Origin of the sequence: Pseudomonas pichavaramensis, from assembly GCF_050473265.1 — a bacterium.
GTDB lineage: Bacteria > Pseudomonadota > Gammaproteobacteria > Pseudomonadales > Pseudomonadaceae > Aquipseudomonas.
The window spans coordinates 201,264-228,013 of sequence record NZ_JBJKFJ010000002.1 but is presented as its reverse complement, the minus strand read 5'-3'; the positions used below and the strand labels follow the sequence as shown (position 1 = coordinate 228,013).

General features: G+C 62.0%; 31 protein-coding genes. 23 read left to right on the top strand and 8 right to left on the bottom strand.

The features are described 5' to 3' along the window. Window positions 1-102 precede the first annotated feature (102 nt). The 13 genes from fleN to ACJRW5_RS04550 all read left to right on the top strand — a co-directional run bounded on the left by fleN (window position 103) and on the right by ACJRW5_RS04550 (window position 11,317). Window positions 103-933: a flagellar synthesis regulator FleN gene (gene fleN, locus ACJRW5_RS04610; protein WP_484569351.1), complete on the top strand. Its 831-nt coding sequence runs from the start codon at window positions 103-105 to the stop codon at window positions 931-933. Continuing rightward, on the top strand, window positions 930-1,676 hold the full coding sequence (gene fliA, locus ACJRW5_RS04605; protein ID WP_170965121.1) for an RNA polymerase sigma factor FliA: 747 nt from the start codon (window positions 930-932) through the stop codon (window positions 1,674-1,676). Before fleN ends, fliA begins: the two co-directional genes overlap by 4 nt. Before the next feature lie 100 nt (window positions 1,677-1,776). Continuing rightward, complete coding sequence (locus tag ACJRW5_RS04600) at window positions 1,777-2,151, top strand: chemotaxis response regulator CheY (RefSeq protein ID WP_169968482.1); 375 nt, start codon at window positions 1,777-1,779, stop codon at window positions 2,149-2,151. A 19-nt stretch (window positions 2,152-2,170) separates the two neighbouring features. After that, window positions 2,171-2,959: a protein phosphatase CheZ gene (locus tag ACJRW5_RS04595; RefSeq protein WP_484569350.1), complete on the top strand. Its 789-nt coding sequence runs from the start codon at window positions 2,171-2,173 to the stop codon at window positions 2,957-2,959. Between the two features lie 13 nt (window positions 2,960-2,972). Further along, the gene (locus ACJRW5_RS04590) at window positions 2,973-5,180 is read left to right on the top strand and encodes a chemotaxis protein CheA (protein WP_484569349.1); all 2,208 of its coding nucleotides are present in this window, start codon (window positions 2,973-2,975) and stop codon (window positions 5,178-5,180) included. Window positions 5,181-5,222: 42 nt separating this feature from the next. Next, on the top strand, window positions 5,223-6,341 hold the full coding sequence (locus ACJRW5_RS04585; protein WP_484569348.1) for a protein-glutamate methylesterase/protein-glutamine glutaminase: 1,119 nt from the start codon (window positions 5,223-5,225) through the stop codon (window positions 6,339-6,341). A 25-nt stretch (window positions 6,342-6,366) separates the two neighbouring features. Next, window positions 6,367-7,107, top strand: coding sequence for a flagellar motor protein (locus tag ACJRW5_RS04580; protein WP_484569347.1), 741 nt, complete (start codon window positions 6,367-6,369; stop codon window positions 7,105-7,107). A gap of 12 nt (window positions 7,108-7,119) precedes the next feature. Continuing rightward, window positions 7,120-7,929, top strand: a complete 810-nt coding sequence (gene motD, locus ACJRW5_RS04575) for a flagellar motor protein MotD (protein WP_484569346.1) — start codon at window positions 7,120-7,122, stop codon at window positions 7,927-7,929. Window positions 7,930-8,011: 82 nt separating this feature from the next. After that, the gene (locus ACJRW5_RS04570; protein ID WP_484569345.1) at window positions 8,012-8,800 is read left to right on the top strand and encodes a ParA family protein; all 789 of its coding nucleotides are present in this window, start codon (window positions 8,012-8,014) and stop codon (window positions 8,798-8,800) included. Between the two features lie 86 nt (window positions 8,801-8,886). Then, a complete protein-coding gene (locus ACJRW5_RS04565; RefSeq protein WP_484569344.1) occupies window positions 8,887-9,726 on the top strand; it encodes a CheW domain-containing protein in 840 nt (279 codons plus the stop codon). A 95-nt stretch (window positions 9,727-9,821) separates the two neighbouring features. Further along, window positions 9,822-10,301 (top strand): chemotaxis protein CheW, encoded by a 480-nt coding sequence (locus ACJRW5_RS04560; protein WP_003243242.1) that lies wholly within the window; start codon window positions 9,822-9,824, stop codon window positions 10,299-10,301. Window positions 10,302-10,304: 3 nt separating this feature from the next. Continuing rightward, window positions 10,305-10,727, top strand: a complete 423-nt coding sequence (locus ACJRW5_RS04555; protein ID WP_484569343.1) for a DUF2802 domain-containing protein — start codon at window positions 10,305-10,307, stop codon at window positions 10,725-10,727. Window positions 10,728-10,873: 146 nt separating this feature from the next. Continuing rightward, window positions 10,874-11,317, top strand: a complete 444-nt coding sequence (locus ACJRW5_RS04550) for a rhodanese-like domain-containing protein (protein ID WP_484569342.1) — start codon at window positions 10,874-10,876, stop codon at window positions 11,315-11,317. Here ACJRW5_RS04550 and ACJRW5_RS04545 read toward each other — a convergent pair. Both ACJRW5_RS04545 and fliK read right to left on the bottom strand, forming a co-directional pair. Further along, on the bottom strand, window positions 11,298-11,639 hold the full coding sequence (locus ACJRW5_RS04545) for an EscU/YscU/HrcU family type III secretion system export apparatus switch protein (protein ID WP_484569341.1): 342 nt from the start codon (window positions 11,637-11,639) through the stop codon (window positions 11,298-11,300). The genes ACJRW5_RS04550 and ACJRW5_RS04545 overlap by 20 nt on opposite strands. Further along, on the bottom strand, window positions 11,636-13,165 hold the full coding sequence (gene fliK, locus ACJRW5_RS04540; protein WP_484569340.1) for a flagellar hook-length control protein FliK: 1,530 nt from the start codon (window positions 13,163-13,165) through the stop codon (window positions 11,636-11,638). The genes ACJRW5_RS04545 and fliK overlap by 4 nt, the downstream gene beginning before the upstream one ends. A 159-nt stretch (window positions 13,166-13,324) precedes the next feature. Here fliK and ccmA point away from each other — a divergent pair, with 159 nt between their 5' ends. The 10 genes from ccmA to ACJRW5_RS04490 all read left to right on the top strand — a co-directional run bounded on the left by ccmA (window position 13,325) and on the right by ACJRW5_RS04490 (window position 20,659). Next, window positions 13,325-13,969 carry a cytochrome c biogenesis heme-transporting ATPase CcmA gene (gene ccmA / locus ACJRW5_RS04535; RefSeq protein ID WP_484569339.1) on the top strand — a complete coding sequence of 215 codons (645 nt, stop codon included), beginning with the start codon at window positions 13,325-13,327 and terminating at the stop codon, window positions 13,967-13,969. Continuing rightward, window positions 13,966-14,637: a heme exporter protein CcmB gene (ccmB, locus tag ACJRW5_RS04530; RefSeq protein WP_484569338.1), complete on the top strand. Its 672-nt coding sequence runs from the start codon at window positions 13,966-13,968 to the stop codon at window positions 14,635-14,637. The genes ccmA and ccmB overlap by 4 nt, the downstream gene beginning before the upstream one ends. A gap of 86 nt (window positions 14,638-14,723) precedes the next feature. Next, complete coding sequence (locus ACJRW5_RS04525; RefSeq protein ID WP_484569337.1) at window positions 14,724-15,479, top strand: heme ABC transporter permease; 756 nt, start codon at window positions 14,724-14,726, stop codon at window positions 15,477-15,479. Next, a complete protein-coding gene (gene ccmD / locus ACJRW5_RS04520) occupies window positions 15,476-15,652 on the top strand; it encodes a heme exporter protein CcmD (RefSeq protein WP_484569336.1) in 177 nt (58 codons plus the stop codon). Before ACJRW5_RS04525 ends, ccmD begins: the two co-directional genes overlap by 4 nt. Beyond that, a complete protein-coding gene (ccmE, locus tag ACJRW5_RS04515) occupies window positions 15,649-16,137 on the top strand; it encodes a cytochrome c maturation protein CcmE (protein WP_484569335.1) in 489 nt (162 codons plus the stop codon). Before ccmD ends, ccmE begins: the two co-directional genes overlap by 4 nt. Then, window positions 16,134-18,107: a heme lyase CcmF/NrfE family subunit gene (locus tag ACJRW5_RS04510; RefSeq protein WP_484569334.1), complete on the top strand. Its 1,974-nt coding sequence runs from the start codon at window positions 16,134-16,136 to the stop codon at window positions 18,105-18,107. Before ccmE ends, ACJRW5_RS04510 begins: the two co-directional genes overlap by 4 nt. Next, entirely contained in the window at window positions 18,104-18,643 is a 540-nt protein-coding gene (locus ACJRW5_RS04505) for a DsbE family thiol:disulfide interchange protein (RefSeq protein ID WP_484569333.1), read from the top strand. The genes ACJRW5_RS04510 and ACJRW5_RS04505 overlap by 4 nt, the downstream gene beginning before the upstream one ends. Continuing rightward, window positions 18,640-19,128, top strand: coding sequence for a cytochrome c-type biogenesis protein (locus ACJRW5_RS04500; RefSeq protein WP_484569332.1), 489 nt, complete (start codon window positions 18,640-18,642; stop codon window positions 19,126-19,128). Before ACJRW5_RS04505 ends, ACJRW5_RS04500 begins: the two co-directional genes overlap by 4 nt. Next, window positions 19,125-20,336 carry a c-type cytochrome biogenesis protein CcmI gene (gene ccmI / locus ACJRW5_RS04495; RefSeq protein WP_484569331.1) on the top strand — a complete coding sequence of 404 codons (1,212 nt, stop codon included), beginning with the start codon at window positions 19,125-19,127 and terminating at the stop codon, window positions 20,334-20,336. The genes ACJRW5_RS04500 and ccmI overlap by 4 nt, the downstream gene beginning before the upstream one ends. Continuing rightward, complete coding sequence (locus tag ACJRW5_RS04490) at window positions 20,333-20,659, top strand: hypothetical protein (RefSeq protein WP_484569330.1); 327 nt, start codon at window positions 20,333-20,335, stop codon at window positions 20,657-20,659. Before ccmI ends, ACJRW5_RS04490 begins: the two co-directional genes overlap by 4 nt. Before the next feature lie 291 nt (window positions 20,660-20,950). Here ACJRW5_RS04490 and ACJRW5_RS04485 read toward each other — a convergent pair whose 3' ends face one another. The 6 genes from ACJRW5_RS04485 to ACJRW5_RS04460 form a co-directional block, all read right to left on the bottom strand. Then, a complete protein-coding gene (locus ACJRW5_RS04485) occupies window positions 20,951-22,408 on the bottom strand; it encodes an SLC13 family permease (RefSeq protein ID WP_484569329.1) in 1,458 nt (485 codons plus the stop codon). Between the two features lie 82 nt (window positions 22,409-22,490). Beyond that, window positions 22,491-23,345 carry an ion transporter gene (locus ACJRW5_RS04480; RefSeq protein ID WP_484569328.1) on the bottom strand — a complete coding sequence of 285 codons (855 nt, stop codon included), beginning with the start codon at window positions 23,343-23,345 and terminating at the stop codon, window positions 22,491-22,493. Window positions 23,346-23,430: 85 nt separating this feature from the next. Then, on the bottom strand, window positions 23,431-23,814 hold the full coding sequence (locus ACJRW5_RS04475) for a hypothetical protein (RefSeq protein WP_484569327.1): 384 nt from the start codon (window positions 23,812-23,814) through the stop codon (window positions 23,431-23,433). Window positions 23,815-23,913: 99 nt separating this feature from the next. Continuing rightward, window positions 23,914-24,276 carry a cupin domain-containing protein gene (locus tag ACJRW5_RS04470; RefSeq protein ID WP_484569326.1) on the bottom strand — a complete coding sequence of 121 codons (363 nt, stop codon included), beginning with the start codon at window positions 24,274-24,276 and terminating at the stop codon, window positions 23,914-23,916. A 175-nt stretch (window positions 24,277-24,451) separates the two neighbouring features. Beyond that, window positions 24,452-25,477, bottom strand: a complete 1,026-nt coding sequence (locus ACJRW5_RS04465) for a DNA topoisomerase IB (RefSeq protein ID WP_484569325.1) — start codon at window positions 25,475-25,477, stop codon at window positions 24,452-24,454. Window positions 25,478-25,657: 180 nt separating this feature from the next. Next, window positions 25,658-26,560, bottom strand: coding sequence for an urea transporter (locus ACJRW5_RS04460; protein WP_484569324.1), 903 nt, complete (start codon window positions 26,558-26,560; stop codon window positions 25,658-25,660). Window positions 26,561-26,750: the final 190 nt, after the last annotated feature.

Sequence of the window (26,750 nt, the reverse complement as noted above, 5' to 3'; positions counted from 1 at the left end):
GTATTGTTGCACCCTCCCGCGTCATGACGCAGAAGTGAACGGCCTCCACAGGTAATCGATCTGGGATGGCCAAGTCGAAGTTAGACAAGGTGTAGAAAGAACATGGGTATGCATCCCGTACAGGTGATCGCGGTGACCGGCGGCAAGGGTGGCGTCGGCAAGACCAATGTGTCGGTGAATCTGTCCATGGCCCTGGCTGACCTCGGCCGCCGAGTCATGCTGATGGACGCCGACCTAGGCCTGGCTAACGTCGATGTACTGTTGGGCCTTACGCCCAAGCGTACGCTGGCCGATGTGATTGCTGGCGAATGTGACCTGCGCGACGTATTGCTGCAGGGCCCGGGTGGTATTCGCATCGTGCCGGCAGCGTCTGGCACGCAGAGCATGGTCAGCCTCACGCCGATGCAGCACGCCGGGCTGATCCAGGCATTCAGCGATATCAGCGAGAATCTTGACGTGCTGGTGATCGATACCGCAGCCGGTATCGGTGATGCGGTGGTCAGCTTCGTTCGTGCTGCGCAGGAAGTTCTCGTGGTGGTGTGCGATGAACCGACCTCCATCACCGACGCCTATGCGCTGATCAAACTGCTCAATCGCGACCATGGCATCAGCCGTTTCCGTGTGCTGGCCAATATGGCCCACAGCCCGCAGGAAGGTCGCAATCTCTTTGCTAAGCTGACCAAGGTGACGGATCGTTTTCTTGACGTCGCCCTGCAGTATGTCGGTGCCGTGCCCTACGACGAGTGCGTGCGCAAGGCCGTACAGAAGCAGCGTGCCGTTTATGAAGCGTTCCCACGATCCAAGTGCGCTCTGGCGTTCAAGGCGATTGCCCAGAAGGTTGACACCTGGCCGCTGCCGGCCAACCCCCGTGGCCATCTGGAGTTTTTTGTCGAGCGTCTGGTGCAGCAACCGACGGCTGACAGCGCCGTATGACAGCAGCTTCTGGACTTCGTATGTACAACAAGGCGCAGGCGCAGGATTCCCAGCACCAGTTGATCGAGCGTTATGCCCCCTTGGTCAAGCGTATCGCCTACCACCTGCTGGCACGTTTGCCGGCCAGCGTGCAGGTCGATGATCTGATCCAGGCGGGCATGATCGGTTTGCTCGAAGCTTCACGTAAATACGACTCCAGCAAAGGAGCCAGCTTCGAAACCTTCGCCGGAATTCGTATCCGCGGGGCCATGCTCGATGAGGTGCGCAAGGGCGACTGGGCGCCGCGTTCGGTGCACCGCAACAGTCGCATGGTCAGCGATGCGATTCGTGTCGTGGAGGCCCGTACCGGGCGTGACGCTAAAGATCACGAGGTTGCGGCCGAACTCCAATTGAGTCTGGAGGATTACTACGGCATTCTTGGCGACACTTTGGGCAGCCGCCTGTTCAGCTTCGACGACCTTCTGCAGGACGGCGAGCACGGAGGGTTGCATGAAGACGCCGGGCACACCCATCTCGAACCTTCGCGGGACCTCGAAGACGAACGCTTCCAGGCGGCTTTGGCCGATGCCATCGCCGGCTTACCGGAGCGTGAACGTCTTGTGCTGGCGCTGTATTACGATGAAGAACTGAACTTGAAAGAAATCGGTGAAGTGCTGGGGGTTAGCGAGTCGCGCGTGAGTCAATTGCACAGTCAGTGCGCGGCACGCCTGCGCTCACGACTGAGCGAATGGCGCGCCGGCTGAAGGGCGGCTTACTCGCAGGCGCAAGCGGTTTCACGATTAAAGGACGTAGTTGCGAGCGCAATACGTTTGGGACTGTACGGAGGTCGACTTGGACAAGAACATGAAAATCCTCATCGTTGATGATTTTTCGACGATGCGACGGATCATCAAGAACCTCTTGCGGGATTTGGGTTTCACCAACACCGCAGAAGCCGATGACGGCACTTCGGCGCTGCCGATGTTGCAAAGTGGCAGCTTCGACTTTCTGGTGACCGACTGGAACATGCCCGGTATGACCGGCATCGACCTGCTGCGTGCCGTGCGCGCTGACGAGCGCCTCAAGCATCTGCCAGTGCTGATGGTGACTGCTGAAGCCAAGCGCGATCAGATCATCGAGGCGGCCCAGGCCGGCGTGAATGGCTACGTGGTCAAACCCTTCACCGCCCAGGTGCTGAAGGAAAAGATCGAGAAGATCTTCGAGCGGGTCAACGGCTGATGTCGGCCGCGAGGGTGCTATGGAACATGATGACTCCACGATGGGTGACCTCGAGTCGACCCTGAAGAACAACGCCCGCGATTTGGTCGATAGCCTCGAACAAGGCAATTTCGGCGCCGCGGTGCAACTGATCAACGAGCTCAACAAGGTCCGTGACCACGGGCTCTATCACGAGGTTGGCAAGCTGACCCGTGAACTGCACAACGCCATTGTCAATTTCCAGATCGATCCGCGCATGCCGCATGCGCAGGAGCTTTCGCAGATTGCCGATGCGACCGAACGCTTGAACTACGTCGTTACCCAGACCGAAAGGGCTGCCAACCGCACCATGGATCTGGTGGAGCAGAGCGCTCCGTTGGTCAATGACCTGAGCGATGAGGCGCAAAGCCTGGGGGCGGAATGGGGTCGCTTCATGCGTCGCGAGATTGGGGCTGACGGGTTTCGCGAACTGGCCAAGCGTGTCGAGCTGTTTCTGGCTCGCAGCGAGCGTGACGGCGCCAAGTTGTCCAATCACCTCAACGATATTCTGCTGGCGCAGGACTACCAGGACCTTACCGGGCAGGTGATCAAGCGTGTCACCCAGTTGGTGACCGAGGTCGAGAGCAATCTGGTGAAACTGATGCTCATGGCCAGTCAGGTCGATCGTTTTGCCGGTATTCAGCATGACCATGAAGTGCTGCGTGCCGAACAGGAAAAATCAAAAGAGCCATCGCGGGGTGAAGGTCCGCAGATTCATGCCGATAAGCGTGATGACGTTGCCTCCAGTCAGGACGATGTCGACGACCTGCTGTCCAGTCTAGGGTTCTAAGGAGCACACACATATGAGCTTCGGCGCCGATGAAGAGATCCTCCAGGACTTCCTGGTAGAGGCCGGCGAGATTCTCGAACAGTTGTCCGAACAATTAGTCGAGCTGGAAAGCCGACCGGACGACATGAACCTGCTCAACGCCATCTTTCGCGGTTTCCATACCGTCAAGGGCGGAGCGGGCTTCCTCCAGCTCAATGAGCTGGTGGAGTGCTGCCATATCGCCGAAAACGTGTTCGACATCCTGCGCAAGGGTGAGCGTCGCGTCGACTCGGAACTGATGGATGTGGTGCTCGAGGCTCTTGATGCAGTCAATGGCATGTTCGGTGAGGTGCGTGAGCGCCGCGAACCTACGCCTGCTTCCCCTGAGTTGCTGGCCGCACTGGCGCGCCTGGCTGAGCCTGCTGGGGCAGAGGCCGCTCCGGCTGCTGCGCCTGCGCAGCAGGCCGAGCCTGAGCCAGAGCCCGTGGTCGCGCCAACGCTCTCGGGTGACATCACTGATGATGAATTCGAGCAATTGCTCGACGCACTGGGTGATGCGCCGGCCGCAGAAGTGGCGACCTCCAGTGACGACATCACCGATGACGAGTTCGAGTCCCTGCTCGATCAGCTGCATGGCAAAGGTCAATTCAGCGGCACGGTCGAGGTGTCGGCGAGCCCGGCGAGTGTTGCTGCGCCCGCTGCAGCACCTGCCAGTGACGACATCACCGATGACGAGTTCGAAGCGCTGCTCGATCAGTTGCACGGCAAGGGCCAATTTTCCGGCGCCGCAGAGGCACCGGCAGCAGTCGCCGCACCCGCTGCAGCACCTGCCAGTGACGATATCACCGACGATGAGTTCGAATCGCTGCTCGACCAGTTGCATGGCAAGGGCAAGTTCGTACCGCCGAGCGAGCCGGCACCGTCTGCTGCGCCTGCTCCGGCAGTAAAACCAGCCGCCCCCGCTGCTGCAGCCAAAGCCTCAGCACCTGCGGCTCCCGCCAAAGCTGAGCCCGTTGCGGGCCGGGCCGCTGCCGCGCCGGCACCTGCTGCTGACAAGGCACCGGCGGCGAGCGAAGCGGAGACCACCGTACGGGTCGATACCGCACGCCTCGACGAGATCATGAACATGGTCGGCGAGCTGGTGCTGGTGCGTAACCGTCTGGTGCGCCTGGGCCTCAATAGCGGCGATGAGGCGATGTCCAAGGCGGTCTCGAACCTCGACGTGGTCACGGCGGATCTGCAGACTTCGGTGATGAAGACCCGCATGCAGCCGATCAAGAAGGTTTTCGGCCGCTTCCCACGCCTGGTGCGCGATCTGGCGCGTAACCTGAAGAAGGAAATCAACCTCGAGCTGGTCGGGGAAGAAACTGACCTCGACAAGAACCTGGTCGAGGCCCTGGCCGATCCGCTGGTGCACTTGGTGCGCAACGCCGTCGACCATGGCGTGGAAACCCCTGACGAGCGCGAGAAGGCCGGCAAGGCCCGTGCAGGCCGCGTGGTGCTTTCTGCCGAGCAGGAGGGTGATCACATCCTGCTGTCGATCACCGACGACGGCAAGGGCATGGATGCCGACGTGCTGCGTGCCAAGGCCGTGGAAAAAGGTCTGCTGGACAAGGACGCGGCGGATCGCCTGAACGAGTTCGAATGCTACAACCTGATCTTCGCGCCGGGCTTCTCGACCAAGACCGAGATTTCCGACGTGTCTGGCCGTGGCGTGGGCATGGACGTGGTCAAAACCAAGATCACTCAGCTCAATGGCACGGTCAACGTGTTCTCACAGAAGGGCCAGGGCTCGAAGATCATCATCAAGGTGCCACTGACCCTGGCGATCATGCCGACGCTGATGGTCATGCTGGAGAATCAGGCCTTCGCCTTCCCGCTGGTCAACGTCAACGAGATCTTCCACCTCGATCTGTCGCGTACCAACGTGGTTGACGGTCAGGAAGTGGTGATCGTGCGCGACAAGGCCTTGCCGCTGTTCTACCTCAAACGCTGGCTGGTGCCGCAGGCCTTCCAGGAAGAGCAGCGCGAGGGCCACGTGGTGATTCTGACCGTGGGCAGTCAACGCATCGGCTTTGTCGTCGATCAATTGGTCGGGCAGGAAGAAGTGGTAATCAAGCCTCTGGGCAAGATGCTGCAGGGTACGCCCGGCATGTCTGGCGCCACGATCACGGGCGATGGTCGTATCGCATTGATTCTCGACGTTCCGAGCATGCTCAAACGCTACGCTCGACGTTTCTGATGGTTGCGGCGCAGGTATGGCCTGCGCCGTCTAGGAGTGTGTATGGCTGTTAAGGTTCTGGTGGTGGATGACTCCGGTTTCTTCCGCCGGCGCGTCTCGGAAATTCTGTCTGCTGATCCCAGTATTCAGGTCGTGGGTACGGCCACCAATGGACGTGAAGCCATCGATCAGGCGCTGGCGCTCAAGCCAGACGTGATCACCATGGATTACGAGATGCCGATGATGGATGGCATCACTGCAGTGCGAAACATCATGCAGCGTTGTCCGACGCCGGTGTTGATGTTTTCCTCGCTGACCCATGAGGGCGCGCGCGTCACGCTCGATGCCCTGGATGCAGGGGCGGTGGACTTCCTGCCGAAAAATTTCGAAGACATCTCGCGTAATCCGGACAAGGTCAAGCAGATGCTGTGCGAGAAGGTGCACAGCATCGCGCGTAGCAACCGTCGTTTCAGTTCGGCCGCAGTGGCTCCGGCGCCAACGGCGGCGAATTCGACGACAGCGCCGGTTAGCCGCCCGGTCACCCCGGCGCGGCCCTCAACTCCCGCGCCTTCTACGCGTAGCGCCAGCTCTGCTGCAGTATCGTCGTCACCGAAACGCAAGGCTTACAAACTGGTTGCTATCGGCACCTCGACCGGTGGGCCCGTTGCCTTGCAGCGTGTCCTGACGCAGCTGCCTGGCAACTTTCCGGCACCGCTGGTGCTGATTCAGCATATGCCGGCTGCCTTCACCAAGGCCTTTGCCGAGCGCTTGGACAAGCTGTGCCGGATTCAGGTCAAGGAAGCCGAGGATGGCGACGTGCTGCGCCCTGGTCTGGCATTGCTGGCTCCTGGCGGCAAACAGATGATGGTCGACTCCCGTGGCGTGGTGAAGATCCTTCCAGGTGACGAGCGTCTGAACTACAAACCCTGTGTCGATATCACCTTCGGTTCGGCTGCCAAATCTTACGGTGACAAGGTGCTGGCCGTGGTATTGACCGGCATGGGCGCGGATGGCCGTGAAGGTGCGCGCCTGCTCAAGCAGGGCGGCAGCCAGGTCTGGGCGCAGGACGAAGCCAGCTGCGTGATCTATGGCATGCCGATGGCGGTGGTGAAAGCCAATCTGGCCGACGCGGTGTATGGCCTGGACGATATCGGTCGGCACCTGACCGAGGCCTGCCAGTGACGAACGCTAACTCGGATGCATGCCCATGGATGTCCTGAGCCTTATCGGCGTCATTCTGGCGTTCGTGGCGATACTCGGCGGTAATTACCTCGAGGGTGGCAATGCTGGCGCGCTGCTCAACGGTCCGGCGGCGCTGATCGTCATCGGCGGCACCTTGGGCGCTGCGTTCCTGCAGACCCCGGTCACCACCTTCAAGCGGGCCGTGAGCGTAGTGCGCTGGATATTCTTTCCGCCACGCATCGACCTGGTGGGCGGGATCAACCGAGTCGTTGGTTGGAGCATGGTCGCGCGCAAGGAGGGCCTGCTTGGTCTGGAGGCCGTGGCTGACGCCGAGCCCGACCCTTATGCGCGCAAGGGCCTGCAGCTGCTGGTCGATGGCGCCGAGCCGGAGTCCATTCGCAGCATTCTGGAAGTTGACCTCTACACCCAGGAGGCGCGCGATATCCAGGCGGCCAAGGTGTTCGAGAGCATGGGCGGCTATGCCCCGACCATCGGCATCATCGGTGCCGTGATGGGGTTGATCCATGTGATGGGCAATCTGGCCGACCCGGGCATGCTGGGGAGCGGCATTGCGGTTGCGTTCGTCGCGACGATTTATGGCGTTGGCTTCGCCAACCTCCTTTTGCTGCCTGCCGGCAACAAGCTCAAGTCCATCGCGCTGCGTCAGTCGCGTTATCGTGAAATGCTGCTTGAGGGCATTCTGTCCATTGGCGAGGGTGAGAACCCGCGCTCCATCGAGTTGAAGCTGCAAGGCTTCATGGACTGATGGAGGAATGGCATGGCGCGCAGGCGGCAACATGAAGAGCACGAGAATCACGAGCGTTGGCTGGTCTCCTATGCCGACTTCATTACCCTGCTGTTCGCCTTCTTCGTGGTGATGTACTCGATTTCTTCGATCAACGAAGGCAAGTACAAGATTCTTTCCGAATCGCTAACGGGTGTGTTCAATCAGCCTGATCGCTCGATCAAGCCGATTCCTGTTGGCGAGGAACGGCCGCGTACCAGCGAGCCGGACGACACCACGCACGACGATCCCAGTTCCGACTCCAATCTGCAGAGCATCGCTTCGAGCGTACGCGAAGTATTCGGCGAGTTGATTCAGAGTGATCAACTGACCGTGCGTGGCAATGAGATGTGGATCGAGATCGAACTCAGTTCCAGCCTGCTGTTTCCCAGCGGCGATGCGATACCGAACAATCAGGCGTTCACCATTATCGAGAAGGTCGCCAATATTCTGGCGCCTTATCAGAATCCGGTTAAGGTCGAGGGGTTCACCGACAACCTGCCGATTCAGACCGCTCAATACCCGACCAACTGGGAGTTGTCGTCGGCGCGGGCGGCGAGCATCGTGCGCATGCTGGCCATGGATGGTGTCGATCCATCGCGCCTGGCGGCCGTTGGCTATGGTGAATTTCAGCCGATAGCGGACAACACCACGGCAGAGGGCAGGGCACGCAATCGCCGTGTGGTGCTGGTGATCTCGCGCAACCTCGATACGCGTCGTGGTGCCGGCAGCACCTCGAGCCAGCAATCGGGTGCTGGCACGCAACCTGCACCGGCGTCTGCATCGGGGGTTCCGCAATCGTGACCTGTCAAATCCCAGTCGCCCGCTGCAGGCAGGCGACAGCTATTCTCGGCCTGAGCGCCTCGTGCCGGGAGGATGAGAGAAAATGAAAGTCTGGGCAGTAGCCAATCAGAAAGGTGGTGTCGGCAAGACCACCACGTCCATCGCCCTGGCGGGTCTTCTGGCCGATGCCGGGAAACGTGTGGTCGTGGTCGACCTCGACCCGCATGGTTCGATGACCAGCTATTTCGGACATGATCCAGATGCGCTGGAGCACAGCTGCTTCGATCTGTTCCTGCATCAGGGCAGTGTGCCGCAGGGGTTGCCCAAGCAACTGCTGCATGGCACCAGCCATGAGAATATCTCGCTGTTGCCGTCGAGCACGGCGCTGGCTACCCTGGAGCGTCAGTCGCCGGGGCAGAGCGGCCTTGGGCTGGTGATTGCCAAGAGTCTGGCGCAGCTGTGGGGAGAGTTCGATCATGCGATCATCGACAGCCCGCCGTTGCTGGGCGTGCTGATGGTCAATGCTCTGGCTGCCAGCCAGCAGCTGGTGATTCCGGTGCAGACGGAGTTTCTTGCGGTCAAAGGGCTTGAGCGGATGATCACGACGCTGAGCATGATCAACCGTTCACGCAAGCAGGCGCTGCCTTACACCATCGTGCCAACCTTGTTCGACCGTCGTACCCAGGCATCGATGAGCACGTTGCGCGTTCTGCGCAATACTTATCCCGAGCACCTGTGGCCTGCCTATATCCCGGTCGACACGCGTCTGCGCGATGCCAGCCGGGCAGGGCGTACGCCGTCGCAGTTCGATGCCGGCAGTCGTGGCGTGATTGCCTATCGTGCCCTGCTCAAGCACCTGTTGAGCCATCAGCCAGCCGCTCAGGTGGCCTGAGATGAACGCTTGTGTTGAATTGCGTCACTCAAGTCGTAGCATGCTGCGGCCGATAGGCTGTAAAGATCTTATTCCGGGTTTCTGTCATGAGTCGTAACCTCGCCACTGCCACGCGCTCTCAGCTGGCCTTGCAATCCTACCTCGATGGATTGCTGCAGGAGGCCGCTGCCGAGCTGGAGGTATCCGTCAGCCTCGATGAGTTCGAGGCTGCGGTGCTCGAAGAACAGGTCCGTGATGCGCGTGTGCTTGAGCCTGTTGCGGTCGTTGCGCCAGTTGAGGTCAAGGCCGAAACACGCATCGAGAAACCTGCGCCCGTGCCGGTGCAGGCTCCCGTGGTGCCGGTGCAACTGCTCGCGCCTGTGCAGATGCCGGTCATCGAGCAGGCACCGCCAGAGGTTGAGCTCGTCCTGGAGCCTGCTGCGCAACCTGACGCACTGCTGCCGGATGGGCGCCCAGCTTGGGCGCAAGAACCCTTCGAGTGCCTGCTGTTCGATGTCGCCGGTCTTACGCTTGCCGTGCCGCTGATCTGCCTGGGCTCCATCTACCCGCTTGAAGGCCAGGAACTGACGCCGCTGTTTGGCCAGCCAGACTGGTTTCTCGGTATCCTGCCGAGCCAGTCCGGTAACCTGAAGGTTCTGGATACGGCACGTTGGGTCATGCCCGATCGCTATCGCGAGGACTTCCGCGAAGGTCTGCAGTATGTGATTTCGGTGCAGGGCTACGAGTGGGGATTGGCTGTGCATCAGGTCAGTCGCTCGATCCGGTTGGACCCGAACGAAGTCAAATGGCGCAGTCAGCGTACCCAGCGTCCGTGGTTGGCCGGCACGGTGATCGAACACATGTGCGCGTTACTCGACGTCGCCGCGCTGGCGGAGTTGATCGCCAGTGGCGCTGCCAAACGCCTGAATGGCGGAAAACTGCATTGAGAATTGGTGAGTCCGCGGTAGCGGGCTCTATAGTTAATGACAAGCGGGTTGACCCGCGCATGCCGCACTGAGCGGTTTCTGACGAGGCTAGGGACATGAAGAAAAGTTCTGCACAAGGTGCCGAAGATCCGATTCTGCAGTGGGTGACCTTTCGCCTGGACAACGAGACCTACGGCATCAACGTGATGCAAGTGCAGGAAGTTCTGCGCTATACCGAGATTGCGCCAGTGCCAGGTGCGCCGAGTTACGTGCTGGGCATCATCAACCTGCGCGGCAACGTGGTGACCGTGATCGATACCCGTCAGCGCTTCGGTCTGGGTTCGGCACCGGTAACCGATAACACCCGTATCGTCATCATCGAGGCGGATAAGCAGGTAGTTGGTATCCTGGTCGACAGCGTGGCCGAGGTGGTCTATCTGCGTCAGTCCGAGATCGAGACTGCACCGAACGTTGGTAACGACGAGTCGGCCAAGTTCATTCAGGGCGTCTGCAACAAGAACGGCGAACTGTTGATTCTGGTCGAGCTGGACAAGATGATGTCCGAAGAAGAGTGGTCGGAGCTGGAGAGCATCTGAACCATGTCCGAGTTTGCCATGCTCGCTGCGGCCCTGGCCTTCCTGGCGTTGCTATGTGTGGCACTGGGCATCGTCTGTAATGGTCTGCATCGCAACCAGCAGCGCCTGCTTGCCGAGCAGGCCAAGCGCGATGCACTGCAGGATGCGCGGATCAAGGAGCTGGGCAAGCGTCTTGATGCCTACCTGACCGGCAGCATTCGCATGGGCGAGGAGCTGCATGAGCTGCGCCGTGTGGTGGCGCCGTTGCCGGACAAGGTCAGTCAGATCGAGCAGCGCGATCCCAGCAGCCTGTCGTTCACTCAGGCCGCGCGTCTGGTGGGGATGGGTGCCAGTGTCGACGATCTGACTCAATCCTGTGGCCTGAGCAAGGCGGAAGCCGAGCTGATCAGTCGCCTGCACAAACCCAAGGCGGGCCAGCCGCAATAGCGGCCCGTTAGTCGACTGCGTTCTTAGCGGTCAGCCGAGTTTGTCTAATCAATCCTAGAGCGTCCCTCGATCCATCTACGCTGAACGGAGGTAGTGGTTTGTTCGGCTGCGCGCTTGATTCGAGCGCGCGTAACGGGGGATTGACCATGCATCGCCTGATCGTATTGCTCGTCAGTTGGCTGCTCTGCCAGCCGCTCATGGCTCAGGAGGCGCCGCTTCAGGTTCCTGGTGCTATCACGGTGAATGTCATGCAGGCCAAGCACCTGTACGACCACGGCGCGCTCTTCATCGATGTGCGGCCGGCCCGCGAGTGGGGTTGGGGGCACGTGCAAGGTGCCATACACATGGATCTGCATGGGCGCTTTGCCGGCCTCGCGGAATTGTCCTGGCCGCGCGAGATGCCACTGGTGATCTACTGCGACAGTGAGGTGTGCGCGCGGGGCGCACTGGCCACGGAGCAGGCCGTGCGTTGGGGCTTTAGCCGGGTGTTTTACTTTCGCGGTGGTTACTTCGCCTGGCAGTTGTTCGACCTGCCCAGTAGCAAGGAGGCGTCTGCTGAGCGACTGGCGCTCAGTTCGTCGGCCCCTTGAGCAGTGGCAACGGTGGTGTGACGTCGCGCTCGGCGTCGGGATCGAAGCCAGGGGGCGTTTTGCCCTGCAGGTACCAGGCGAAGGCGATGATCTCGGCGATGCAGCGGTAGAGCGTTTCAGGGATGGCATCGCCCAACTCCAGGCGCGCGAGCAGGCGCACCAGTTCGGCGTTCTCGTAGATCGGCACTTCGTATTCGCGGGCGATGGCCAGGATGGCTTCTGCCAGTTCGTCGTCGCCCTTGGCGCTGAGCACCGGCGTGCTCTGCCCGTCGTAGTTGAGGGCGATGGCCTGGCGTGCTTCCGGAGGTGTCTTGCGGCTCATGCGGTTTCATCCACCCAGCGTTGTTCCAGCGAGGTTTTCGGTCCTTGTGGTGGCATGCCCTGGCTGCAGGCCAGCTCGCCAACTTCCAATCCTGCAGCTTGCAAGCGCTCACGCAGATGGCCGAGTTCGGCATTGATCAGCGTGGTGGTGTCGGCGCGCTCGGCCCAGAGTTGACTGGACAGGCTGCCCCGCAGCAGTTGGGCACGTACTTGCAGTGGGCCGAGATGGTCCAGTTCGAATGCCAGTTCGACCTTCCACAGCGTTTCCTTCTGTCCCGGCTTTTCCGCTTTGCCGCTGTCCTCACGTTGCAGCTTGACCTGCAGGGGAATGACTTCCTGTTGATGGCGCATGGGCAGTTCCAGTTGCCAGGTGGTGACCTGGTTACCGTTGGCATCCACTTGGGTCTGCGCCAGGCTCGACAGCTGATGCGTCTGCAGTCGTGAAACAGCAGCGGCCGCCAGTTTCAGCAGTGTTTCCAGGTCGGCTTCGCCATCCATGTTCTGCAGCAAACGCGAGGGCAGGGGGAAGGTCAGTGCCTGCTGGCGCGACGAGCCCGTGGCGTTCACTCCAAGCATCTGCCTGGCCAGGCTGGGCAGGTTCTGGTTGAGCGCGTTCTGTACGCCGGTAAGGGCGCCTGCGCCACCTGGTAGCTGTGGCATCAGCTGAGCGATCAGGCGTAGCAGGTTGGCCTTGAGATCTTGCGGCAAGGCGGCAGTCTGGCCCTGCAGCAGCTTGGCCTCGAGCAGTACGCCGCTGCTTTCCAGTGCCTGTGCCAGGCCCTTGGCTGTGCTCAGCTGAGTGCTGTCGGGCAGCGCGCCCAGGAGTTTGTCGATGCTGCCACGCAGCGCCTCATCGCCTGTGCTCAGCCCCTGCAAGCCTTTGAACAGGCCTTCCAGCGAGGCCTGACGATTCTGCTGTGCAGCCAGTTGCTGGCCCAGTACGAGCTGGTCCAGGCGGCCGCTCAGTGGCAGGAAGGCCAGGCTCTGGCTACCTTGCACCTGGGCGCTGAGCAGGCTGCCCAGTGGCAGCGTGGTGGGGCTGTCCAGCGCCAGTTGCTGGCCGGCCAGCGGCGTATTGAGCAGATTCACCACCAAGCGGTAGAGGGGCTGCGCGCTTTGCGCAGGCAGCGCCTCGCTGCTGATGACCTTGCCCTGCACCAGGGTGCCAACCGGCAGCTGTTGCAGATCGAGACTGGTCAACGGTTTGTCGCCACCGGCCTGCAGCGCAAGGGCCAGGCGGGTGTCCGACAGCGCGGTGACCACCAACGCGCTGCCCTGTGCAAGTGGCCGTGCGCTTTCCGCCTGCAGGGTGGTCTGCTTGCCACCGTCGAGGGTCAGTTTGAGCAGCAATTGGAAACTCTGCGTCTGCTCGCGTACGGCAATCACCTCGGCCTTGGCGCTCTCGCCAGCGGCCAACATCCCCTCCAGGGGTTGTAGCAGGCGCACAGCCAGGTCTGCGGCCGTCGCAGTACTGCGAATCACTGGCGGCGCAGAGGGGAGTGGACGTGGGCTGCTGATTTCGCTCATCTGGGCTCTTGGTCGAAAGTCTATTAACAACCTGTCGAAAATGCTGACTGCGGGGACAGTGATGCGACATGTATAATGCCGCCCCGTTCCGCACCGTACTTCCGGCTCGCGTCAGTATAGCGGCCTGGACTCTGCCTACTTTAACCCTGCCAGGTATCGATGACCCGTACCGTTCCCTTTCTCCAAGCCGTAGCGCTCAGCTGTGAGCGGGATTGGCGCATGCTGTTCGAGCATCTGGAATTCGCCTTGCAGGCTGGGGACATGCTGCAGATCAGCGGCCCCAATGGCAGCGGCAAGACCAGCCTGCTGCGCCTGCTGGCCGGTTTGCGACAGCCGACGGCGGGTGAAATCCTCTTGCAGGGCAGGGCGCTGGCCGAGCAGCGTAGCGAACTGGCGCATGATCTGCTGTGGATCGGTCACGCCGCCGGTATCAAAGGGCTGCTGACTGCCGAGGAGAACCTGGCCTGGTTGTGCGCCCTGCATCGTGCGGCCAGTCGTGATGCGATCTGGCAGGCGCTGGAGGCGGTTGGCCTGCGCGGCTTCGAGGATGTTCCCTGCCATACTCTTTCTGCTGGGCAGCAGCGTCGTGTAGCCCTGGCCCGCCTCTATCTGGCCGACACGCCACCGCTGTGGGTGCTCGATGAGCCGTTTACCGCGCTGGACAAGCACGGTGTGGCGCAACTGGAGGCGCACCTGGCCAGTCACTGCGAGCGTGGCGGCGTGGTGGTGCTGACCACTCACCACAGTCTGCAGCACAAACCCGCGACTTACCGTGAACTGGATCTGGGGCAGCACGCCGCATGAGCAACGTCTTCACTCAACTGCTCAGCCGTGAGATGCGCCTGCTGGCCCGTCGCCCGTCCGACCTGGCCAACCCGCTGGTGTTCTTCGCCATCGTCGTCGCCCTGTTTCCCCTGGCGGTCGGGCCGGAGACGCAATTGTTGCAAACCCTTTCTCCCGGCCTGGTCTGGGTAGCGGCTCTGTTGGCCGTGCTGCTTTCGCTGGACGGGCTTTTTCGCAGTGATTTCGAGGACGGCTCGCTGGAACAGTGGGTCCTTTCGTCGCACCCTCTGCCCCTTCTGGTGTTGGCCAAGGTGCTGGCACACTGGCTGTTTAGCGGCCTGGCGCTGGTGCTGCTGGCGCCCCTGCTGGCGTTGATGCTCGGTTTGCCCGGGCGCTGCCTGCCGGTACTTTTGCTTTCATTGCTGCTCGGTACGCCGGTGTTGAGCCTGCTCGGCGCGGTCGGAGCTGCACTCACTGTTGGTCTCAAGCGCGGCGGGTTGTTGCTGGCGCTGCTGATTCTGCCGCTGTACATCCCGGTGCTGATTCTCGGCAGTGGGGCGCTGCAGGCAGCCTTGCAAGGATTGCCGGCTGGTGGCCACCTGTTGTGGCTGGCCAGCCTCACCGCCCTGGCGGTGACGCTGACACCTTTTGCAATTGCCGCTGGCCTGACCATTAGCGTCGGCGAATAAGAACGAACCGTGATACGTGGCCCGGATCAGCTCCGGGAGTTTTCCCGGATTTCATCCAGGCTGCGTTTAGATGATGAGTCGACTGAATGAACTGGACGTGGTTTCACAAGTGGGGTTCGCCCAAGTGGTTCTATGAGATGAGTGGCCGCTGGCTGCCCTGGCTGAGCATCGCTGCCGTGTTGCTGACCGTCGCCGGGCTGGTCTGGGGCCTGGCATTCGCGCCGCCTGACTACCAGCAGGGCAACAGCTTTCGCATCATCTATATCCACGTTCCTGCGGCATTCCTGGCGCAGTCCATCTACGTGATGCTGGCCGTCGCCGGCCTGGTCGGTCTGGTGTGGAAGATGAAGCTGGCCGATGTCGCATTGCAGCAGGCCGCGCCGATCGGCGCCTGGATGACGGCTATCGCATTGCTGACTGGCGCCATATGGGGCAAGCCGACCTGGGGTACCTACTGGGTCTGGGACGCGCGCCTGACCTCGATGCTGATCCTGCTGTTCCTCTACTTCGGCGTCATTGCCCTGGGCAACGCCATCAGCAACCGCGACAGCGCCGCCAAGGCCTGCGCCGTGCTGGCCATCGTCGGCGTGGTCAATATCCCGATCATCAAGTACTCGGTGGAGTGGTGGAACTCGCTGCACCAGAGCGCCACCTTCAAGATCACAGAGAAGCCGGCAATGCCGGTGGAGATGTGGCTGCCACTGTTGCTGGCGGTGCTGGGTTTCTACTGTTTCTTCGGGGCCGTGCTGCTCTATCGCATGCGCCTGGAAGTGCTCAAGCGCGAGGCCCGCAGCAGTTGGGTCAAGGCTGAGGTGCAAGCACTGGTGGAGGGCAAGGCATGAGCTTCGCGTCGTTCTCCGAGTTTCTCGCCATGGGCACCCATGGCGCGTACGTCTGGAGCGCCTATGGCATCAGCCTGGCCGTCCTGGCGTTGAATGTGGTGCTGCCGATTCTGGCGCGCCGCCGTTACCTGCAAGACGAGGCGCGCCGTTTGCGCCGGGAGAAGTCGAAGTGAATCCGGTTCGCAAGAAACGCCTGTACATCGTCCTGGCCATTCTCTGTGGCGTCAGCATCGCCGTCGCCCTGGCGTTGAGCGCGCTGCAGGAGAACATCAACCTGTTCTACACGCCGACGCAGATTGCCGCCGGTGAGGCGCCGGTCGATACCCGCATCCGTGCCGGTGGTCTGGTGGAAGAGGGCTCGCTGAAGCGCTCGGCGGACTCGCTGGAAGTGGACTTCGTCGTCACCGACGGTGCTCATGGTGTGACCATCCGCTACCACGGCATCCTGCCGGATCTGTTCCGCGAGGGGCAGGGCATCGTCGCTCTTGGCCGCGTGAATGCCGACGGCGTACTGATCGCGGACGAGGTGCTGGCCAAGCATGACGAGAACTACATGCCGCCGGAGGTCATGCAGGCGCTGGAGAAAAGTGGCATGAAACAGCAACACGATGCCGCGACCGCGGGCAAACAGGGCTACCAGCAGGAGAGCGCGCAATGATTCCCGAGCTCGGCCATCTGGCGATGATCCTGGCGCTGTGCCTGTGTCTGGTACAGGCCACCTTGCCGCTCATTGGCGCCTGGCGCGGCGACCACCAATGGATGAGCCTGGCGCAGCCAGCGGCCTGGGGGCAGTTCGCCTTCCTGCTGTTCTCCTTCCTGTGCCTGACCTACGCCTTCATGGTCGACGACTTCTCCGTCGCCTACGTGGCCAGCAACTCCAATACCGCGCTGCCCTGGTACTACAAGTTCAGCGCCGTGTGGGGCGCGCACGAAGGTTCCCTGTTGCTGTGGGCGCTGATCCTGGCTGGCTGGACCTTCGCCGTGTCGATCTTCTCGCGTCATCTGCCGGAGGAGATGCTCGCCCGCGTGCTGGCGGTGATGGGCATGATCAGCGTCGGCTTCCTGCTGTTTCTGATCGTTACCTCCAACCCCTTCGAGCGTCTGTTGCCAAATTCTCCGGTCGATGGTCGCGATCTCAACCCGCTGTTGCAGGACTTCGGCCTGATCGTGCATCCGCCGATGCTGTACATGGGCTATGTCGGCTTCTCTGTCGCCTTCGCCTTCGCTATCGCCGCGCTACTCGGCGGCAAGCTTGACGCCGCCTGGGCGCGCTGGTCGCGGCCGTGGACCATCGTCGCCTGGGCCTTCCTCGGTATCGGTATCGCCCTGGGGAGCTGGTGGGCTTACTACGAACTGGGTTGGGGTGGCTGGTGGTTCTGGGACCCGGTGGAGAACGCCTCCTTCATGCCCTGGCTGGTGGGAACCGCGCTGATTCACTCACTGGCGGTGACCGAGAAACGTGGCGTATTCAAGAGCTGGACGGTACTGCTGGCCATTGCCGCCTTCTCCCTCAGTCTGCTGGGCACCTTCCTGGTGCGTTCCGGCGTGCTGACCTCGGTGCACGCGTTTGCCACCGACCCGGAGCGCGGCGTGTTCATCCTTGCCTTCCTGCTGGTGGTAGTCGGCGGTTCGCTGGCGTTGTTCGCCGTGCGCGCGCCGGTGGTCAAGAGCCAGGTCGGCTTTGGCCTGTGGTCGCGCGAGACGTTGCTGCTGGTCAACAACATCGTGCTGGTGGTGGCCGCTGCGATGATTCTGCTCGGCACGCTCTATCCCCTGGTGCTCGATGCGCTGACCGGCGCCAAGCTGTCGGTCGGGCCTCCCTATTTCAATGCACTGTTCCTGCCGCTGATGGCGCTGCTGATGGCGGTGATCAGCGTCGGTGTGCTGGTGCGCTGGAAGGACACCCCGCTGAAGTGGCTGGGCAACATGCTGACCCCGGTGCTGGTGGCCAGCGTGGTACTGGCGGTGATTGCCACCTTCGTCCACGGTGACTTCCATTGGGCAGTGCTGGCTGTGTGTCTGCTGGCCTTCTGGGTGATCCTCGCCGGCGTGCGCGACATTCTCGACAAGACTCGCCACAAGGGCCTGCTCAAGGGGCTGCCGGGACTGGGGCGGAGCTACTGGGGCATGCAGATGGCGCACTTCGGCTTTGCTGTATGTGCCCTCGGTGTGGTGCTGACCAGCCTGGGCAGCTACGAGCGCGACCTGCGCATGGCGCCGGGCGACTCGGTGGAGTTGGCCGGCTATCGTTTCCAGTTCGATGGCGCTGTGCATCACGAAGGTCCCAACTTCATCTCTGACAAGGGCACGGTGCGCGTCTTCGACGGTGAACGGCAGATCAAGGTCCTGCACCCGGAGAAGCGTCTGTACACCGTGCAGCAGGCAACCATGACCGAAGCAGGTATCGATGCAGGGTTTACCCGCGACCTTTTCGTTGCCCTTGGCGAGCCGCTGGAGCAGGGCGCCTGGGCCGTGCGCGTACATATCAAACCCTTCGTGCGCTGGATCTGGCTCGGCGGCCTGCTGATGGCGTTCGGCGGTTTCCTCGCTGCAGCCGACAAGCGCTACCGGATCAAGGTACGCACCCGTGTGCGTGAGGCTTTGGGGCTGCAGGAGGCCAACGCATGAAACGTCTGTTAATGCTGTTGCCGTTGCTGGCGTTCCTGGCGATTGCCGTGTTCCTCTATCGCGGCCTGTTCCTCGATCCATCCGAGTTGCCGTCGGCGCTGATCGGCAAGCCGTTCCCGGCCTTCAGCCTGCCGTCTCTGGAGGACCCCGAGCGCGCCATCACCGAGGCCGATATCAAAGGCAAGCCGGCGCTGGTCAACGTCTGGGCCACCTGGTGCCCGGCCTGCCGGCATGAACATCCGGTGCTTAACAAGCTGGCCGAAGCGGGCGTGGTGATCCACGGCGTCAACTACAAGGATCAGCGCGAGCCTGCACAGAAGTGGCTGCGCGACCTGCACAACCCCTATCAGCTCAACATCGAGGACGCCAAGGGCAGCCTGGGGCTGAACCTCGGGGTGTACGGCGCGCCGGAAACCTTCTTCGTCGATGCCAAGGGCATCATCCGTCACAAGTACGTCGGTACCATCGACGAGCGCGTGTGGCGTGAGCAGCTGGCACCGATCTACCAGCAACTCGTCGACGAGGCCCGGCCATGAAGCGTTTGTTGATTGCTGCCGGACTGGCTCTGGGGCTGGTGGCTGCGGCTCATGCAGCCATCGATACCTACGAATTCGCCAGCGAAGCGGAGCGCGAGCGCTATCGCACTCTGGTGGAAGAGCTGCGCTGCCCGAAGTGTCAAAACCAGAACATCGCCGACTCCAACGCTCCGATTGCCATGGACTTGCGCGATGAGGTCTATCAGATGGTCGAGGCCGGCAAGACGGACGCGCAGATCATCGACTTTCTGGTCGCCCGTTACGGCGACTTCGTGCTGTATAACCCGCCCGTGACCAGTCGCACGCTGCTGCTCTGGTATGGCCCGGGCGGCCTGCTGCTGATCGGCTTCGTGGTGCTCGGTGTGATCGTGTTGCGCCGCCGCGGCCAGCAGAAGGATCGCCCGGACGCCGGCCTCTCCGTTGATGAGCAAGCGCGACTTGCAGCGCTACTCGACCAAGCTTCTCAGGACAAGAACGACCGATGATCGATTTCTGGCTGCCCGCCGGGCTGCTGTTGCTGACGGCCCTGGCATTTCTGCTCATCCCTGTGCTGCGCATCCGCAAGCTGCAGGCCGAAGAAGACCGTACCGCGCTCAACGTGACCCTCTATCAGGAGCGTCTGCTGGAGCTGGAGACCCAGCGCCAGGCCGGCGTGCTCGACGATGCGCAACTCGAGGCTGGCCGTGCCGAGGCCGCTCGTGAGCTGCTGGACGACACCGAGGGTGTGCAACGTCGCAGCGGCGTGCTGGGCGGCAAGATCCCGCTGTTCGCAGCGCTCATGGTGCCGGTGCTGGCTGTTGCGCTGTACCTGCACTGGGGGGCGATCGACGAGGTCGATCAGGCTCGCCAGATGGCCGCGCAGCAGCCGCAGAGCATCGAGGAGATGACTGCGCGCCTGGAGCAGACCGTCAAGGAGCAGCCGCAATCGGCCGAGGCCTGGTATTTCCTGGGTCGTACCTACATGGCGCAGGAGCGCGCAGGTGATTCCGCCAAGGCGTTCGAGCAGGCGGTGAACCTGGCCGGTCGCGCGCCGGAGCTGCTCGGTCAGTGGGCGCAGGCGTTGTACTTCGCCGAAGGCAAGCAATGGAACGAGCAGCTGCAGGCGCTGACCGACGAGGCGCTGCAGGGCGACCCGCAAGAGGTAACCAGCCTGGGCCTGCTCGGTATCGCCGCTTATGAGAGCCAGCGCTATGCTGACGCAGTGCGCTACTGGGAGCGTCTGGTTGCCGTGCTGCCGGAGCAGGATCCTTCGCGCGCCGCCATTGCCGGCGGTATCGAGCGTGCCCGCCAGCAGATGGGCGAGGGCGAACAGTCCAGCAGCGCCGCGGAGCCGGGTGCCAAGGTGCATGCGCTGGAGGTCAGCGTATCGCTGTCGCCCGAGGTGCAGCAGAACGTGCAGCCGGACGATGCCGTCTTCGTCTTCGCCCGTGCGCTCAGCGGTCCGCCGATGCCGCTGGCGGTCAAGCGCCTCACGGTCGCGGACCTGCCCACTCAAATCAGCCTCTCGGATGTGGATGCGATGATGCCGGAACTGAAGATTTCCCGATTCGATCAGGTCCAACTGGTGGCGCGTGTTTCCCGTGCCGGTGACGCCACTCGCGGCGAGTGGACAGGGCAGAGCGGACCTGTCGCCAACACGGCGCGTGACGTGCAGGCGCTGCTGATCGACAGCCGCGAAGGGCAGGTTCAATGAGACGTCTGGTTTTGGCGGTCACCTTCGGGCTTGGTTTGAGCGGTTGCGTACTGCAGCAGCCGAGTGCCCCGATTGACGAGTTGCCGCCGGTGCAACAGCCCTCGCATCCACGCTATGCGCCACCGCCGGGAGTGAAGAGTCACTGGAGTCCGGCGCTGGGTGTTTATGTGGTCGAAGGTGCACGTGACCTCTATTACCGTGAGAGGGTCTTCTATCGCTTCGACGGCGGCTGGAGCTGGTCACCTCGTGTGGCTGGCCCGTGGCAGGCCACCGATAGCAGCGGTATTCCACCAGGGCTGTTCCGCCAGTATCAGAATCGCTGATTGCACAGGCCGGGCGAAACCCACCATGTTGGTTTGGCAGACAGCACCTGCTCCGCCATCCCGGCGCGGGGATAACGGCGCTCGTAGGTCGATGCCGATCAGCCGGACAGCTTTTCGTAGGAGTCCCGCCTCGGGACGAAGCGTTTAACCGCACGCGACCAGGTTCGCGGCGAGGCGCCGCTCCTACGTCATAGACCGGGTGAAACCCGCCATAGCGACTGGGTAGATACAGCCCCAGCGCATATGAAAACGGCGCCCGAAGGCGCCGTTCTTGTTTGCCATGCTCCGTACTCAGTGAGCCCAGATTAGCCCTACCAGCAGGTAGCTGATCAGTGTCACCAGCACCACGCCGAACAGGTTCAAGGCGAAACCCGCCTTGATCATCGACTGGATCTTCATGTGCCCGGTGCCGAAGACAATGGCGTTCGGCGGCGTTGCCACCGGCATCATGAAGGCGCAGCTGGCGGCGATGGCTGCCGGAATCGCCAGCAGCTCGGCGGGCATGCCCTGCGACACGGCCAGGGCGCCGAGCAGCGGCAGGAAGGCCGCAGCGGTGGCGGTGTTGGAGGTCACTTCGGTGAGGAAGATGATCACCAGGACCACCACGCCGATCATCGCGATGACGGGCAGCGCGCCAAGTGCGCCGAGGCTCTGCGCGATCCACTCGGCCAGGCCGGTACTGCGAATCACGCCGGCCAGCGACAGACCGCCACCGAACAGCAGCAGCACGCCCCAGGGCAGCTTGCTGGCGCTTTCCCAGTTCATCAGGAACAAACGCTGCTTGGTGTCCACCGGGATGATGAACAGCGCCATGGCTGCGGCGATGGCGATACTGGTGTCATTGACGCCCGACACCCAGTCGGCGATCAGCGGCTGGAATACCCAGGCCAGTGCGGTGATGACGAAGACCAGTGCCACCAGTTTTTCACCACGGCTCAACGGGCCCAGTTCAGCCAGTTCGCTACGAATCAACTGAGAGCTGTCGTGCCCTGCGAGGTTGAAACCGCCGCGGGTCAGCCACCACCAGGTCAGTGCCAGCATCACGACCGCCACCGGTAGACCCAGCAGTATCCACTGACCGAAGCCGATCTGTACGTCATAGTTTTCGGCCAGGAACGCCGCCAGCAGTGCGTTCGGCGGTGTGCCGATCAGCGTGGCGATACCACCGACGCTGGCCGCGTAGGCGATGGCCAGCAGCAGCGCGGTGGCGAAGCGCTCGCGGTCGGCTTCGCTGGTGTTCTTCTCGCTGGTGAGCATACCGACCACCGAGAGGCCAATGGGCAACATCATGATGGTGGTGGCGGTGTTGCTCACCCACATGCTGAGGAAGGCGGTGGCCATCATGAAACCGGCGATTTGCTTGCTCGGCTTGCTGCCCATGGCCAACAGCGTCATCAGCGCGATGCGCTTGTGCAGGTTCCAGCGCTCCATGGCCAGGCCCAGAATGAAGCCGCCGAGGAACAGGTAGATGGTCGGGTTGGCGTAAGGTGCGGTCGCCGCATTGAGACTGTCGATGCCCAGCGCGGGGATCAGCAGAATTGGCAGCAGCGACGTCGCCGGAATCGGAATGGCTTCGGTGGACCACCAGGTCGCCATCAGCAGAGTCACGCCAATGGTGGCCCAGGCGGCGCTGGACAGACCAGCCGGCGGTTCGGTGAGCAGGCAGATGAGCAGTAGCAAAGGCCCCAGAATCAGGCCAATCCACGCCGCCTTGGCAGGCGCCGTAGTTTCATTGGTGGTAACGGCCATGGCGCTTCCTTAAGCATAAAAAGGCGGCTTTATAGCCCAGAGGGCAACTCTATGACCATGCAAATGGCCAATCGGTTTTGCTTCAGTCTGTTTCACCTTCCTCGGCATGGGTTCTAGGTTTGCTGAACAGCGGGCTGCCGCAGCGACTGCAGAATGCGGCGCTGTACTCGTGGTGCGGTTTGCGGCAGTGCGGACAATCGTGCTCCATCTGACCATCCTGGCGCATGGCATTGGCCAGTTCGGCAGTGAAGATGCCGGTCGGCACGGCGATGATCGAGTAGCCGGTAATCATCACCATCGTCGCCAGCATCTGGCCGATTGGCGTCTGCGGGGTGATATCACCGAACCCCACTGTGGTCAGGGTCACCACCGCCCAGTAGATGCTGGTAGGGATGCTGGTAAAGCCATGTACGGGGCCTTCGACCACATACATCAGCGCACCGAAAACGGTGACCAGGGTGGACACGCTGACCAGGAAGACGATGATCTTCTGTTTGCTGCCACGCAGCGCCACCAACAGGAAGTTGGCCTGGGTCAGGTAGTGACGCAGCTTCAGTACGCGGAAAATGCGCACCATGCGGATAGCACGGACGATCATCAGGTACTGTGCGTCGGCGAACATCAGCGCCAGGATGGCCGGCAGCACCGCCAGCAGATCGACGAGGCCGAAGAAGCTGAAGGCATAACGCAGCGGCTTGGGTGAGCAGTACAGGCGCAGGCCGTATTCGATGGCGAACAAGGCGGTGAAAAACCATTCCAGTGCGCTGAACAGTCCGGCGTACTGGTTATGAAAGCGCTCGATGCTGTCGAGCATTACCACCACCAGGCTGGCGAGAATGGTCACCAGTAGCCAGTTGTCGAAGCGCTGCGCAGCAGGCGTGCTGGTCTCGAAGATGATGATGTAGAGGCGCTGGCGCCAGCTCTGGCCTTTGTCCACGACGTGACTCTCCTAGTGATGCGAGGGGCAAGCCTAGGCAGGAGAGGGCATCGAGAGCAAGCAAGAGGTTGTCTGAGCTTGGTGCTTACTGATCTTCCAGTGATGATTCTTCACGCGGATCGGCCAGTATGAACTGTTCCCCTGTCACCGCCGTGATACGTGCGGTTCCCATATTCAGCAGTTGCCACTGCCATTCCCCGTAGCGGGTGCGGAAGGTGCCTCTGGCCTGGCAGGGGCCGTAGAGATACCAGTCGTGTTCCTGGCGATGGGTGATGAGGATGGCGTGGCGCAGGAAGTCCGCGACCGTCTCTTCGCTGACCTTGTATTCCCGGCAGTTGTCCTGCTCAGGTCCGAGTGCATCCTCGGTGACCTGAATATCGCTGACGGGGCCGAGCAGGGTGGGGATTGTTTCTGCGCTTACGCTGCAGCTTGCCAGTAGCAGGCTGAGGCCAAGTGTGCGTCTATCCATGTCTTTCGCGATCCTTTGCTATGCGCCCCTTGGCCTTGGGAGCGTCGTTGCCCGATCGACGAACTGCGCCGGGCAGCGAGTGCCTGTTCTGAAGCGGTTTCAGTCAACGGCCAGGTAGTGCTTGGTAAAGCTGTCGCTCACCACTTCCCACAAGGTGTTGGTGCCACTGGCAACGAAGAAGGAGTCGCCAGCCTTGTAGTGCGCCGTCTCGCCGGTGGCTTCGTTGGTGATCTTCACTTCGCCGAGGGTTACCACCGCTTGCTCGTGGAACGTATAGGGCAGGCGGAAGCGGCTGCGGCGTACACCAAAGTAGCCGGCGCTGACGGATTCGTCTTCGGTGGCGAAGGTGGTGAGGGCGAACATCGCGTTATCGCCGTCGACCATCTCGACACCGATGTCCTCGAGCGTGCCGCTCAGTTCCAATTCGTCCAGGGTGATGCCTTGCTTGATGCTGTGCAGCATGTCGTTCTCACTCGATGAGGGGCTTAATCTGCCATGCACGCTAGCAGGCTCGCAGGGGAAAGCCATTCGTGGCAGCGACATCGTTTGCCAAGGAAACGTCCTGCTGGCGATAGCTATGATTGGCTCCAGCCGGCAAGTGGATGCTTCCATGTGATTACCGGTCGGATTGACAATGTCAGCTGGGCGGCAATTTTTCCAGAAAGCGCATCAGCAGGCTTTCTTCGGCGCTCAGCCCCTTACGTGAAGCCGCCAGGCGGATGCTGGCCAGCTCGCCAGCGAGGAAGGCGTCGATCAGGGCCGGATGGATGTAGCACTTGCGGCAGACCGCCGGCGTGTTGCGCAGCTGCTGCGCCACCTCCTTGACCATGGCCACCACATGCTTCTTGGCTGCGCTTTCCGGCTGCCATTCGAGCTCGCGCAATAGCGTCAGGGCCAGTGCGCTGCCGGCCCAGGTGCGGTAGTGCTTGGCGGTGAAGTCGGCGCCGGTGAGTTCACGCAGGTAATCGTTGATATCGGTGGAGGTCACCGCGCGACGCTCGCCATGCTCGTCCAGATACTGGAACAGGTGTTGCCCGGGCAGTTCCAGACAGCGCTGGATAATGCGCGCCAGGCGTCGATCGTTGACCTTTACTTCATGCTCGATGCCGCTCTTGCCGCGAAAGTGAAAGCGTATGGTGTTGCCTTGCACCTCCACGTGTCGGTTGCGCAGGGTGGTCAGCCCATAGGAGCGATTGTCCCGCGCGTAGCGGGCGTTGCCGACCCGGATCAGGGTGTTGTCCAGCAGCATGATCACGGTCGCCAGCACCTTCTCACGGCGATGTTCGCGCAGGTTCAGGTGCTGCTGCAGCGCTTCGCGCAGCGCCGGCAGGGCTTTGCCGAATGCCAGCAGGCTGGCGTACTTGTCCGCATCGCGGATTTCGCGCCAGCGGGCATGGTAGCGGTACTGCTTGCGTCCACGAGCATCGCGCCCGGTTGCCTGCAAATGGCCGTTGGCCAGTGGGCAGATCCAGACGTCGGTGTAGGCAGGCGGCACCGCCAGGGCATCGATTCTAGAAACCTCCTGCTTGTCGCGGATGCGCTGGCCCTGGCTGTCGAAGTAGCAGAACTTGCCACGCAGCTTGCGGCGGCTGATGCCCGGCATGCTGTCATCGACATAGTGCAGGTCAGGCGGTAGATCGATGTTCTCAGGTTCCAGGCTCATCGGTGTGGCCCCCGATGAAGCGTATAGAGATCAAGCGAATGGGCGGTGGCAGGACAGTGCGCTGCTTCGGGCATTGGCGTCGCTCGTCATGGCATATATCGATTAGCCCGCCGAACCGCATGGGAGTTCAGTCTTTGCTCGCGGAAAAGGGCGCGATGGTTCCGCCGCCGATATCGAGCATCAGGACGGTGCGTCGTTTTTTGCGGCCTGTTGCCAGCTGCGAGTACTGGCTTTTATCAGCCAGCAGGCGAGGATAAAGGGCATGGTCAGAGCCGGCAGACCCAGTGCACTGAAACCGGGCTGCAGAAACGGAGCGAGAATAATGCCGACAGCAGGGGCCACCGAGCAGCGATGCACCTGGGCCAGGGCGATAGCGGCGAGAGCGGCGTTATAGCCATAGAGACCGGCCAGGACGCCATCGCTGGGCCAGCCATGCGCTATCGCCAGCACCAGGCCGCTGCTGGAACCCAGCAGCGCCCACAGCGCCGTGCGGCCATCGACCAGGCGCAAACCGATAAGCAGACACAGGCCGGCCAGTGGCGAGTCGAGGAAGATCACTTGACCCAGGCCACGCAGGATGGCCTGCAGCAGTTGTGCAGCCTCGAGCTCAACTGAGTGCGACGGGACTGTATGTGGCTGATCGGGTGGGGCGAACAGCGCCAGCAACAGCCAACCCAACAGCACGAAGGGAAAGGTGAAGGCGGGCAGCCAGCCATGCTGGCGCATATGCCGCATCCAGGGCGCCAGCACTAGGCTGGAAAGCGCTGCACTGGCGGCGATCAGCAGCGCAAGTGATGGTGTCCAGGGCAGTTTCACGCTCAGCAGCAAGCCAAGCAGGATACCGTTGTAGCCGTACAGGCCGATGGCGATGTCCGTAGATGGGTAGCCGCGGCGCTGGGCAATCTGGGTCGAGGTCAGGCCACCGAGCAGCGCTCCGGGTAACAGCTCGGGTGCGCCGATAAGGATGGCGAGCAGCACCAGTGCTCCGCAGCCGGGGCTCTGTTGCAGGAAAATCTGGGCAAAGCCGCAGAGCAGGGCGCGCATGCTTTGCAGGGCAGGGTGTGAGGTCGGTAGTGGAGGCATGATGTATGTGCCAAGAGGGGAGCCGCCCGTGTCGCCTGGAGGCGTCGTGTAGGGTGCGCCGTGCGCACCGCCAACTGGTGGCAAGGTGAGCACGGCCTAAGCGGCCTCGCGATACCCTAGGAATCAATACAGCGCGTAGCCCGGATGAAATCCGGGAAGCAGCAGTCGAGCATTCCCCCGGATTTCATCC